Here is a 13,523-nt window from a genome sequence, read left to right as displayed (position 1 = left end):
GTTCAGAAGGCACCCCCCACGCTCAGGGAGCGCTGGGCCCCCTCGCGTTCCATCACAGCGCCATTGGCGCTGACGCTGCGCAGGGTCCAGCCGCTGTTGCCAATGGGTTCGCCCGGGAAGGACGAGACCGAGAGGTCTCCGATTTGAAAAATGGCCGATCCGCCGCCGTTGCCGCTGTGGACGACGCCGACGAGTAGTGGTTCAGCGGGAATGGTTAACGGCTCGGTCGTGACCGGTGGTGCGATCGCCGCCGATGGAATGGGAAGCGTGATCGGTTCCAGCTGCGCCGGCGGGGCGCTCGGCAGGGGGGTGATGGTGAGGCCGCTCTGGGCGAGTTCAGGATCGGAGGCAGCGTCGCTGCTGGAGCCTTCAGATAGTTCCCCGTCGTTTGGCGGACTGGCAACGGTGCTGGCATCCGTTGCTGGGGAGGGTTGCCGTTGCAATTGCTCGAGCAGAGCGAGGTTGCGGTCGCGTTCCAGGGCCTGTTGGCTCTGGCGCCAGTGCAGCGTGAGCCCTGCGCTGCCGAGCACGGCCACCACACCAACCGCTGCCAGGCACACCTGCGGCCATGTCAAAGGCTTGTTGTGGCGCGTTGTGGTGCTGGTGGCTGGTGCTGTTGGGGGCGCTTCCACCTGCACCTCCACGGCCTCGAGCGTGTGGTCGTCATCGTTGAAGACGCGATCCATCACCTGTTCCGCACGCAGGTTCCAGTAAGCCTTGGAAGTGGAGAGACGAGGTGGCACCAGAGCCAGTTCAGTGGACCAACGCTATCGAGCGTTGGCGTTGGAAGCGAGGGATGCTGCGGATGCATCGCGCCGTTGCTGCAGTTCCAGCCACATCAGCAGCGCGGTGAGGTCCGCCTGGCTCACGCCAGGGATCTGGCTGGCCTGCCCAAGAGTGAGGGGGCGGACGGCCGCTAGTTTTTCCCTCGCTTCCCGCGAGAGGGTGCCGATGCTCGCGTAGGCAATATCTGCGGGCAGCTTGCGCTGGCCCTGACGTTTCACCTGGTCGATCTGTTGCTGTTGGCGGGCCAGGTAACCGCTGTATTTGATGTCGATTTCGGCGCCTTCTCGCACCGGCAGCGGTAGATCGCCGTCAGCCAGGCCATGGCGCACCAGATCCGCAGCGTGCATCCCCGGTCTGCGCAGCAGGTCGGCCAGGGTGATGGACCCTTTGATCGGCGCCCCGGTCTCCTGCTCCACGGCGGGGGCGACGGGATCGCTCACCTTCAGGCGCTGCTGTTCCAGCCGCTGCTTTTCCTGCTCCATGGCCGTGAGCTTCTGCTCAAACAGCTGCCAGCGCCTGTCATCAATCAGTCCGAGTTCCCGCCCCAGGGGGGTGAGACGACGGTCGGCGTTGTCGCCGCGCAGCACGAGCCGGTACTCACTGCGACTGGTGAGCACCCGGTAGGGCTCGCGCAGATCTTTGCTCACCAGGTCGTCGATCATGGTGCCGATGTAGCTCCCCTCTCGCGGGAAGTGCACCGCCGCTTCAGCGCGGATGCGCCTTGCGGCATTCAGTCCAGCCACCAACCCCTGTGCCGCGGCTTCCTCGTAGCCCGTGGTGCCGTTCAGCTGACCAGCGCTGAATAGCCCTTGCACGCGTTTGGTTTCCAGCGATGGCAGCAGTTGTGTGGCCGGCAGATAGTCGTAATCCACGGAGTAGGCCGGCCGCAGCATCACGGCCTGTTCCAGGCCAGGCAGGCTGCGCAGCAGTTGCAACTGGATCGGTTCGGGTAGGCCGGTGGAGAAGCCCTGCACATAGATCTCCGGCGTGTCGCGCCCTTCAGGTTCCAGGAAGATCTGGTGGCTGTCCTTGTCGGCAAAGCGCACGATCTTGTCTTCGATCGAGGGGCAGTAGCGCGGGCCCTTGCTGTCGATCACGCCGCCATAGATCGCGGTGAGATGCAGGTTGTCTTTGATCAGTTGATGGGTTGCTGCCGTGGTGCGGGTGATGTGGCAGCTCATCTGTTCGCCGCTGCTCCAGGCGGCGGGGTCAAACGAGAAGAACCGGTCTGCAGCGTCGCTGGGTTGCTCTTCCAGTTGATCGAGGGCGATGCTGCGCCGGTCTACCCGCGCTGGGGTGCCGGTTTTCAGTCGGTCGGTGTGGAACCCAAGTTGTTGCAGGGCTTCAGTGAGCCCTTCGGCGGCCTGCTCACCGGCCCGTCCTGCGGCCATCGACTGGTGGCCCACCCAGATGCGTCCGCCAAGAAAGGTGCCGGCCGTGAGCACCACAGCTTTGGCCCCGTAAAGGCTGCCGAAATAGGTGCGCACACCGGTGATGCGTGCAGCTGGACCTTGGCTCGGGTCCCAGGACTCTCCACCGCCAGTGGGATCACCTTCGATCTCCAGCCCTGTGACCATCGCCTCACGCAGGGCCAGGTTGGGGGTGTGCTGCAGCAGCTGCAACATCTGGCGTGAGTACTGCCGTTTATCGGTCTGTGCACGCAGGGCCCAGACCGCAGGGCCGCGGCTGGCGTTGAGGATCCGTTTCTGGATGGCGGTGGCGTCGGCGAGGCGCCCGATCACACCACCAAGGGCATCCACTTCATGCACCAGTTGGCTTTTGGCGGGGCCGCCCACGGCTGGATTGCAGGGCTGCCAGGCGATGCGATCCAGGTTGAGTGTGAACAGTGCCGTGCTCAGCCCCTGGCGAGCACTGGTGATGGCGGCTTCGCAGCCCGCGTGACCGCCCCCGACGACGATCACGTCGAAAACTTCCGTGGCGGTCGAGCTGGTCGTCATTTCCCCATTCTCCCCCTTTAGTGATTTGGGTTCGCTGGTGTCAGCAGGTTTCCTGCTGCGATTGTTGAACGGGTTGTGCGTCCTCCTAAAACCTTTCGAAGGGATTGGGATTGTCCGTTAGCAAAGACGCTGGTTCGAGTTGTCCGATTTGGTTTGCAGTGTCTCTTAAGACGTTGGGTGTGGCTGTTTCGGACATGCTGCTCAAGTCGATTGGGGCAAACACGTGGACGTTGTCGACCTTTGAATCGGGTGTTTGCTCTTGAACCCTTTGATTGTCTGCTGCAGAGCTCAGTTCCAGTGAGGCGACTTGTGTTGGCTCTTCTGGTTGTAGTTGGCGAATCATGTGAAGCGCCATGTTTGTGAGCACAAGAAATGGAGATAAAGAAGACCTCAAGAATAAGAAAAATGCCGACCTTTCTTCCGCTATCGTTGAAAGCTCAAGGTCGAGATTTGGATCGTCTTCGCCATCGATTTCTCTAGCTTGAGCAGCTGCTTGTCCGCACTTTGATTCTGCACATGGTGTCGGGTCTTGAATTTCGATGTTCAGAATCTCAATATCAACGGTGTCAGGATCGGTGGCGGATAGAAGCCCGACCTTAAGTTCTAGTGTTTCGCTTTCTCCTTCGAATTCGATCTGATTGGCATCAATCCAGATGAGTTGAGGTTGATTCCAGTTCTCAGGCGTGAAATTAAAGTCTGCTGATCCAAAAGCATTGAGATTGCTTGCCCTCAGTTGAACGATCATGTCCCCTTGGGGACGAGCATTGAGTGAGATCAGCAATGGGATCATGCCTGCTTTGTCGGCAGGAGCAAACTGTTGCCAGCTCAAGAGATCCGAGGCCTCAGAGTCAATATTTTCAGGGTTATTTCCTTCTTCGTTGTTGTCAAAATCGAGTGTCTCAGGCGCAAGTGTTGATTCGTCTTGGTCCGATGGCCCCAGGGTTTGTGGCGTCAGTACCTCTGCGGAGCTTGTTGGCAGTTGAATGCGAACGCCGTTGTTGCTATCAATCGTGCTCAGGATATTCGCGATATCTTGTTGAATGGCGCTTAGGAATTCATCTGAGCTGTCGATTGCGGCGGTTGATGGGATGAAGAGATTGTTTGTGCCGCCATCTCCAGAATTGTTATTCTGAATTATTTCGTTCTCTGCTTCGTTGGGTTGGATGTTTTGAAGGCTGCTAACACCCGCGGATGCTACGAGAAGTGTTTGGGGTTGAGTTTCAAGATCGAAGCTATTTTCCGACCCTGTGATGGGATCTGCCAGCAATGAAGCGATCGCTTCGCTGGCAAAGTCGCTGCCTACAAAGCTGGTTTCTGCGAAGCCACTGTCTCCTAAGCCAGCACTCGCTGTTTCTGTGCTGGTGGTTGTACTGCTTGCGCTCGATGAATCAGATCCAGAATCAGAGGATCCAGCACCAGTCGACCCTGTGCTTGATGATCCTTCAGTATCGGAAGATCCGCCGCCAGAGGATCCTGGGCTTGTGCTGCCAGTGTCCGGCGATTCGGTTCCGCTTGAACCTCCGTCTATCGATCCTGAACCTGTGTTTCCCGTGTCTCCTGGATCAGTTCCCGTTGACCCGGAGTCTGTGGAGCTCGAGCCACCACCACCGCTCGTTCCTGAGCCCGCAGAATGATTCGCTCCAGTCACCGTAATGTTGTATGACTGATTTGATGTCAGGCTTCCATCGCTGACAAAAATATCGAAGCTATCATTGGCTTGTTGGCCAGCGCTTAGGCTGTAAATAGCCGTTGAATTAGGTGTGTATTGATAGGACCCCGTTGTTGGGTTAATCGTTAATTGTCCGTATGAGCCTGTGTAAGTTGTCGAAGATTGATTGGCGTTGACTCTTTGTTGAGGGCTGGATGCGAAAGCAGTTTTTGCCGACGAAGTAGAGGTCGAGATGCCGTACGTTAGTGATGCTGATTCATCAGCATCTGTTGCGCTGAGTTGGCCTGAAAGATTGTTGCTTGTGAAGTCAGTTGTATTGTCTTGTGCAGCAACGCTTCCGCCGGTAATTGCTGCTAAGACCGGCGCATCGTTAATACCGCGAATCTCGATTTCAAGTTCTCCTTGATCTGTGCTTTCACCATCGCTAAGTGTGTAAGTAAAGATGCCCGTGACCAGATCGCCTTCGTCTAATGCATCTGCTGCATCTTGATCAGCGGCGTAGCGATAGGAGCCATCCTCATTGATGTCTACAGTTCCATAGGTGCCTGTGGCAGTGCGGCTGCTGGTGGTGGAGCTTGAAACTGACGCTTCGTTCCCAGTTCTGACGGTTGTAATCGAAAGGGCGTCGCCATCGACATCCGTGTCGTTGGCGAGCAGTCCTTGTACATCGGGCCTAAATTTTGAGCTATCTTCTTCGACTTGGAAGGAATCGTTAATAGCGACTGGGCTGTCATTGATGCCAGTGATTGTGATTTCTATTTCGCCTGCGTCAGTGTCTTGAGAGTCGGAGACCGTGTAAGTAAACGTTTCGGTGCGTGTTTCGTCTGTAAGAAGCCGTTTTGCTCCTGTTTGATCGGCAATATAGGAGTATGAACCATCGGCTTGAATGGTCATTCTTCCATATAGGCCCGTAATTGTGTTGCCTGCTTGAAACTCTGTGCTGCTTTCTTTCTCTGTACCCAGGCGGAATTTTAGGATGCTAAGGGAGTCTCCCTCCGGATCAGTATCGTTACTCAAGAGATTTGTTTGAGTTGTCGTTGAGATGGTTGAACTGGCATCGACTGCAACGGCTTCGTTATTGCTTTCTGGTGCATCATTCGTTCCGCCAACGTCAACGATAGAGGTCACGTCTGTTGAATTGGCATCTCCGTCATTAACTGTCCATTCGATTGTGCGCTCCCCGATGACAGGATTGACATTATTGGTATTGGTATAGGTGATCGACTCCAGTGCCTTGATGTAGTTAGAAATTGAGGTGCTGCCGGTGAGTGAAAGTACACCTGTTGCCGCATTCCATCCGCCTTGAATGCCATAGGCATCATTGAACCCAAGCACATCTTCTGTCGCTTGATACGTCTCCGATGAGAATTGAATCGATGCGCTTTCGATATCAGTATCGTCAGGATCAATGATGTCAAGGCTGCCATCAATGACGGTTACATTTGATTGTCCCTCGATGTATTTTCGCTTTTTGGTTGTGTCTGCAAGAAAAGGGGCGTCATTGACCCCTTCGATAGTGAACGAGATGTCCGCCTTTTCAGTTAGCTTCCCGTCACTTACTACGTAGTGGAACGAGTCCACAGCTGTTTCGCCTGAACCGAGTGCATTGGCGTTATCTGCTGAATATTGATAGGAGCCGTCTGAATTGAGTGTGAGTAATCCATAGCTGCCGTTAATGGCTTGGCCAAGGATTCCTTCTATGGGGGAGCTCTCTGTGCTTTCTCCGAGGTAGAACTTGTGAACTGTTAAAGAATCGCCATCTTGATCGCTGTCATTGCTTTGGATGATGCCACTGGAGGCAGCAACATCAACGCTGCTGTCCTCATTCAGGGTTATGGCATCATCAACCGCATCAGGGGCTGTATTGGAATCTTGAACATCAATGGTGATTGTTGCTGTCCCTGAACGTCCGCCAGTATCTGCTGCCTCGATGGTTAAGACGTGTTGATCTGATGTGTCATAGTCCAGTGATTTTCCAGTGGCTAGCGATAACTTTCCTGTTGTTGCATTGATGGCGAAGAGTTTATTTTCATTGCCTGCCGTGATCGAGTATTCGATCGCATCGCCGTCGCGGTCCGTGTCATTCGAGGTATTGGAATCCTTGAGGTCGGCCAGTTCAGTGCCAGCACTGATGGAATCCAGAACGTCAACACTTTGTGCCGCTAGGGCTGGGTCATTGTCATTGACATTGCCAACATTGATTTGGAAGGTTTCCTCTGTTGTTTTGCTACCGCCGTTGCTGTCGGTGGCAGTGCCAACAACTTTGATGGAATGGCTCGTGGCAGTTTCATAGTCCAGGCTCCCTGCGAGTGTGACAACGCCTGTTGTTGCATTCAGGTCGAATAAAACGTTGGGGTTGCCATCGCTGGCGAAGGCATAAGAGAAGCTGGTTCCTGCATCGCCATCACTGCCCTTGGCTGTGACGCCCACAGTGGTGCCAGCTGTTGCATCTTCTGCAACTGTGTTGGCTGTGCTATCCCCATCGCTGAGGCTGGGAGTGAATTCATCAACGTCGGTAACGGCAATGGAGATTTCTTTGGTGGCGGTTGAGGTATCGCCGTTGGAGTCGGTGGATGTGGCGCGAACTTTGACGGTGTGGGACTGAGCCGATTCGTAATCGAGTGTTTTGTCAGTCGCGAGAGTGATGACGCCGGATGAGGCATCGATGGCAAAGAGGTCGCTTGGGTTGGAGGTGAAGTCGTAGGCAATGGAGGTGCCGTAGTCGGCATCGGTGCCGAGGGCAGTAACACCAACGGTTGCGCCGGATGAGGCATTTTCAGCAATGGTGTTGGTGGCTGAATTGCTGTCAGCTACCGAGAGTGTGTTGTCATCAACGTCGGTGACGGCAATGGAGATTTCTTTGGTGGCGGTTGAGGTGTCGCCGTTGGAGTCGGTGGATGTGGCACGGACGGTGAGGGTGTGGGACTGGGCTGATTCGTAATCGAGTGTTTTGTCAGTCGCGAGAGTGATGACGCCGGATGAGGCATCAATGGCAAAGAGGTCGCTTGGGTTGGAGGTGAAGTCGTAGGCAATGGAGGTGCCGTAGTCGGCATCGGTGCCGAGGGCAGTAACACCAACGCCATCACCAGCTGTGGCATTTTCAGCAATGGTGTTGGTGGCTGAATTGCTGTCGGCTACCGAAAGTGTGTTGTCGTCAACGTCGGTGACGGCAATGGAGATTTCTTTGGTGGCGGTTGAGGTGTCGCCGTTGGAGTCGGTGGATGTGGCACGGACGGTGAGGGTGTGGGACTGGGCTGATTCGTAATCGAGTGTTTTGTCAGTCGCGAGAGTGATGACGCCGGATGAGGCATCAATGGCAAAGAGGTCGCTTGGGTTGGAGGTGAAGTCGTAGGCAATGGAGGTGCCGTAGTCGGCATCGGTGCCGAGGGCAGTAACACCAACGCCATCACCAGCTGTGGCATTTTCAGCAATGGTGTTGGTGGCTGAATTGCTGTCGGCTACCGAGAGTGTGTTGTCGTCAACGTCGGTGACGGCAATGGTGAAGTCTTTAGTTGTTGCCGAGTTATCGGAGGATGTAGCTTTGACTGTGATCGTGTGAGATTGCTTGCTCTCGTAGTCGATCGCTCCGTTAACGGTGACAACTCCGGTGGAGGAGTTGATGGCAAACAGGCCGCCGGCATCGTCGGTGAGTGCATAGGAGCTGATCGATACGCCGCGGTCAGCATCACTTCCTAGGGCAGTGATTCCAACAGGTGTTCCAGTAGACGCATTTTCCGCAACTGTATTTTGACTGATGTTGTTATCACTTAAAACAACATCATTGTCATTGAATGGGTCGACATTGACCGTGATAACTGCTTCTGTTGATGCAGTGCCGGCTTGGGCGCTGATAGTCAGTGCATAGCTGGTTGTTGTTTCGTAATCCAGGTTGGTACCAGCTTTAATTGTGATGACGCCGGTATTGGAGTTGATGGCAAATACGTCCGTATTGCCTGTCTTGATGCTGTAGCTAATGGCTTCACCATCTGGACTCTTGTCTGTGAGGGTGTTGGAGTCTTGCAGGTCAATAACTTTGACCTGAGATGTTGTGTCAGTATTTTCAGCAAAGCTCTCGGTGGCTGACTGGATGCTTGGTGGAGCGCTGGTGGCAATCGCTAAGTAATGGATACTTTCGTTGCCGTGTTCAAGCTCACCGTTAGCTGAGCTTTCTTCTTGAAGAGCAACTGTGAAGCCGCTGGTGTTGAGAGCATGAACTCGGCTAAAGGAAGTATCGTCTCCTTCAAATGTGCGCAGACCAGCCAGTAAGAGTGGCGTTGATGCGTAGCTGTTGAGAAATGATTGTTGTTTGGGCGTGTGGGTAAAGACTTTGTCTAGTGCTTGTCCTTCAAGTTCAATGCCGCCACTGTTGCTCTTGCCGCCCGAGTAGGCCATCCAAGCAAAGGTTTCCTGAGCTGGGTGACTTCCTTTGTTCTCTGCCTCCTGAAAGCTGTATTGAAAACCTGTTTTGCTGACATTCTTCGTGCGTGTGGTGATGAAATCTGCACCAGCATGCGTTTGTGACTGACCAAACAGAACAGGAATCTCGCTGAAATTGGCATCAGCGTATGAGATTGTGCTTGACCAACTTTGTGATTTCGTTGAGGGATTGCTGGGATGCCTCTTTTGGCCTTCCGATTTTGCGTAAAAAATCTTGCCGTCGGTGAGTTCGTGCTTGCCTGATTCGATAACAAAGTAGCTGATGATTTCATCGGTGTGGAAGCTCTTTCCTTTTGAGGTCCCGTAAAACTTTGGTTCGTCAAGTTGTACTTGGAAGGAGCTGCTGGTGACCGCGTTCAGTCTTGTTGCAACCGGGTCGCGCTCATTGCGGCTAACAACATTGCAAAAGACCAGGGGAGATGAGAAGCCCCCTGAAAGATTGAGATCAACCTGGGTAAAAGCAGGTCCAACTTTGGCGTAGCCATACTCTGCAAATATATTCCCATCTTCATCCTCTAAGAATCGGCTGCTGAGGTCAATGACGGAGAGATTGGTGACCGATTGATTGCTAAACGAGCTGGCGTCATTGCCGCTGAAATCCTGTGCTGCAGCACTGTCATCACCGCCTGATGCGTCGCTGTAACTAACTTGAATGTTGGTATCGCTGCTCTTAATCGCTTGATCGAGAGTTAGTTCAATGCTTGGTCCCTTGGCCTCAATCCCCGTGATTGTTCTGGTTGTCCCATTGACCGAAATGCTGAATTGGCTGCTATTTGGTCGATCTGCTGACAGGTTTTCGCTAAATGTGACAATGACTTTTTCGCCATCTATCGATGTTTGGCTCGAGCTCAGTGTTGGTGTGACGCTGTCATGGAACTTGAAGACGCGAACCAATCCTTCAGTATTTGGAGCTGAGTCATTGGAAGCCGGAGATCCAATCGCCAGATGGGTGCCATCACCTGACAGGCTGATTGCGATATTCTCGTTATTTCTAAAACTTTGTTGGGTGGGTCCATCAAGGTCAATGCCTTGCTGTTGCCATGAGCCATCAATGAATTCGTAGAGCCGAACCTGGCCTGAATCAGTTCCCCCGCCATCATTGAGGTGGGCTGCAATGGCTATTCGCTTGCCATTGTCAGAAAGGCTTACAGCAACACCTGACTGGTCATCATTGGCTTCTCCATAGATGGGCAAGCCAAGGGGTTGCAGGTCTCCGCTTTCTGATAGTTCAAACAGATCAACACGGCCTCTGTTGCTGCCGGCATCATCATTTTCCGGTCCACCAACCGCTAGAACTGAGCCATCAGCTGAGATGGATAGTGATCGACCAAAGTGGTCATCACCGGCCACTCCATATTTGCCTACTCCTAGTTGCAGCCATTTCTCAGTGCTTTCGTTGTATCGGTAAACAACAACGCGCCCTTGGCCCGCCGAACCACTAGCGCCAGGGCCTCCTATTGCTACCGTTTTGCCGTCGCCAGAGACAGCTATTTCTCCACCAAAATAGTTCTGTGTTATTGATCCTCTCTTGAATAATTTTCGGACCCATTTGTTTGAATCATCGTTGAAGTGATATATTGTTATGTAGCCAACATCTTTTTTGTTGCTGTAATCGTGTCCGCTTGCACCAGCAGCTAAAATTTTTCCGTCGGCTGACAGTGATACCGAGACGCCAAAATAGTCTTGTGTGTTGTTGCCTTTGATTTCATGATTGCTGCCATAGTCGCTATAGCTTGAGCTTGACGTGTCGTATTTGAATGTGCGGACATGTCCAGCATCCGATTTGCTCCCGTTGTCATAAGCCGCGGCTCCAATCGCAATAATGTTTCCGTCGGCTGATAGTGATATGGCTTGCCCTTGCTGAGCTAGGTCTTGGGTTCCATTAATCGTGTCAATGAGATTCCAATCGTCTCCACTGCGCTTGTAGATACGAACTTGGCCTCTTCTTGTACCGCCACCAGCTGCTCGCGGTACACCGACAGCCATCGTGCTGCCATCTTTTGAGAGGGTGACAGCGGTGCCATACCAATCGTCTGTAGTGCTGCTTTTGAGTGTGCTTTGGTCGCCTGCTTCTTCGAAGGCCCTGCCTTCCACCGTTGAATTGTTGGTGACGGAAGTGCTGCTTAGCGATGCAGCGTCATTGCCTTGGCCGTCTTGAACGGCATTGTCGTCGTTGGAGCTGGATGGATCTGTGTAAGTAACGGCGAGGTCATGCCAACTGGGAATGGGCCGGCTGACGGTGAGCTCAACGGTGGAACCGGAGACAGCAACAGCTGTGACGTTGTTGGCAATGCCGCCTGATGTGACTGTGAAGGCCGAAGCGGCAGCGGTTGTGGCGGAGAGGGCCTCGTCGTAGGTGAGGACAACTTTGGTGCCGTCGGTGCTGGTGGCCGCTGAGGAGAAGGTGGGCGGAGTGCCAGCAACGGTGGAGTTGTTGGTGACCGAGGTGCTGCTCAGATCTGCGGCGTCATTGCCTTGGCTGTCTTGAACGGCATTGCTGTCGTTGGAGCCGGATGGATCGGCGTAGGCAACGGTGACCGTTTGATCGTTTTTAACGGTGTCGGTGAGTGTGAGCTCAACGGTGGAACCGGAGATGGCAACGGCGGTGACGGCATTAGCGCTGCCAGCGGTTGTGACTGTGAAGGCCGAAGCGGCCGCAGTTGTGGCGGAGAGGGCCTCGTCGTAGGTGAGGACAACTTTGGTGCCGTCAGTGCTGGTGGCAGCGGATTGGAAGGTGGGCGCTGTACCAGCAACGGTGGAGTTGTTGGTGACCGAGGTGCTGCTTAGCGATGCAGCGTCATTGCCTTGGCTGTCTTGAACGGCATTGGTGTCGTTGGAGCCGGATGGATCGGCGTAGGCAACGGTGACGGCCTGATCGTTTTTAACGGCGTTGGTGAGCGTGAGCTCAACGGTGGAACCGGAGATGGCAACGGCGGTGACGGCATTGGCGCTGCCACCTGTTGTGACTGTGAAAGCAGAAGCGGCAGCGGTTGTGGCGGAGAGGGCCTCGTCGTAGGTGAGGACAACTTTGGTGCCGTCGGTGCTGGTGGCAGCGGATTGGAAGGTGGGCGCTGTACCAGCAACGGTGGAGTTGTTGGTGACCGAGGTGCTGCTTAGCGATGCAGCGTCATTGCCTTGGCTGTCTTGAACGGCATTGGTGTCGTTGGAGCCGGATGGATCGGCGTAGGCAACGGTGACGGCCTGATCGTTTTTAACGGCGTTGGTGAGCGTGAGCTCAACGGTGGAACCGGAGATGGCAACGGCGGTGACGGCATTGGCGCTGCCACCTGTTGTGACTGTGAAAGCAGAAGCGGCAGCGGTTGTGGCGGAGAGGGCCTCGTCGTAGGTGAGGACAACTTTGGTGCCGTCGGTGCTGGTGGCAGCTGAGGAGAAGGTGGGCGCAGTGGTATCAGAGAGGCTGAAGACTCTTACGTGGCCAGCATTGGTGCCATTTCCGTCATTTCGAAGACCGCCAATGGCGACGGTGCTGCCGTCGTTGGATAGCGAGACTGAGTGGCCAAAATTGTCATTTGCCGCCTCTCCATCGAGATCACTGCCGACTTGACTCCAGGCGCTGCCATTAAATTGGTAGATGCGAACGGAGCCTGGTAAGCCGCTACCAGTGCCGTCCTGATCTGCGCCAATGGCAATGATGGTGCCGTCGCCGGATAGGGAAACCCAGTTGCCGCTGTGATCATTGGCAGACTCGCCATCGATATCGCTACCGCGTTGATTCCAGCTGGAGCCGTCCCATTTGTAGATGCGTGTATGGCCTGATTTGTTGCCATTGCCATCGTTGTTGATGGCACCAATAGCAACTGTGCTGCCATCGCTGGAGAGGGAGACGGAGACACCACTTTCATCACCAGCGGCTTCTCCATCGATATCACTGCCGAGCTTGTTCCAGCTGGAGCCGTCCCATTCGTAGATGCGTGTATGGCCTGATTTGTTGCCATTGCCGTCGTTGTTAGTGGCACCAATGGCAACCGTGCTGCCGTCGTTTGAAAGCGAAACGGAATGGCCGCTGTAATCACCAGCAGCTTCTCCATCGATATCGCTGCCGAGCTTGTTCCAGCTGGAGCCGTCCCATCGATAGATGCGTGTGTGCCCAGAGTTGGTGCCATTGCCATCGTTGTCAGTGGCACCAATGGCAACCGTCGTTCCATCATTCGACAGGTTGAGAGCTATGCCGCTGTAATCACCAGCGGCTTCTCCATCGATATCGCTGCCGAGTTGGTTCCAGCTGGAGCCGTCCCATTTGTACAGGCGGGTATGGCCTGATTGGTTGCCATTGCCATCGTTTTTTTGAGCGCCAACGGCCAGGACAGTGCCATCTCCAGAAATGGAGACGGTGTGGCATTGGTCACCGGCGGCTTCGCCCTCAATATCACCGCCGAGCTTGCTCCAGGAGGAGGAGCCCGAATCCCACTGATAGATGCGGACGTGTCCGGCTAAGTTGCCATTTGAATCGTTGCCATCGGCGCCAATAGCGACGACGGATCCGTCGGCTGAAATGGAGACGCAGGTGCCGAAAACGTCATTGGCAGCCTCTCCATCAATGTCGTTGCCGAGCCGGGTGAACGACACCGCTACACCTCCTCAGGGCGTGCGAGGCATCGTTTAGCGAGTATTCGTGCCAGGCCGAAGCCAGCCAAAACCCAACTCTTAGGAAG

3 protein-coding genes are annotated in these 13,523 nt (G+C 54.6%); all 3 read right to left on the bottom strand.

Annotation, left to right across the window (positions count from 1 at the left end):
* Positions 1 to 2 precede the first annotated feature (2 nt).
* A complete protein-coding gene (locus SynNOUM97013_RS12865) occupies positions 3 to 743 on the bottom strand; it encodes a hypothetical protein (protein ID WP_186480133.1) in 741 nt (246 codons plus the stop codon).
* 24 nt (positions 744 to 767) lie between these two features.
* A complete protein-coding gene (gene mnmG, locus SynNOUM97013_RS12860; protein ID WP_186480132.1) occupies positions 768 to 2,744 on the bottom strand; it encodes a tRNA uridine-5-carboxymethylaminomethyl(34) synthesis enzyme MnmG in 1,977 nt (658 codons plus the stop codon).
* Positions 2,745 to 2,829: 85 nt separating this feature from the next.
* The gene (locus SynNOUM97013_RS12855) at positions 2,830 to 13,437 is read right to left on the bottom strand and encodes a cadherin domain-containing protein (RefSeq protein WP_186480131.1); all 10,608 of its coding nucleotides are present in this window, start codon (positions 13,435 to 13,437) and stop codon (positions 2,830 to 2,832) included.
* Between the last annotated feature and the right edge of the window lie 86 nt (positions 13,438 to 13,523).

Source organism: Synechococcus sp. NOUM97013 (assembly GCF_014279815.1).
GTDB lineage: Bacteria > Cyanobacteriota > Cyanobacteriia > PCC-6307 > Cyanobiaceae > Synechococcus_C.
This window is presented reverse-complemented; position numbering and strand designations above follow the sequence as displayed.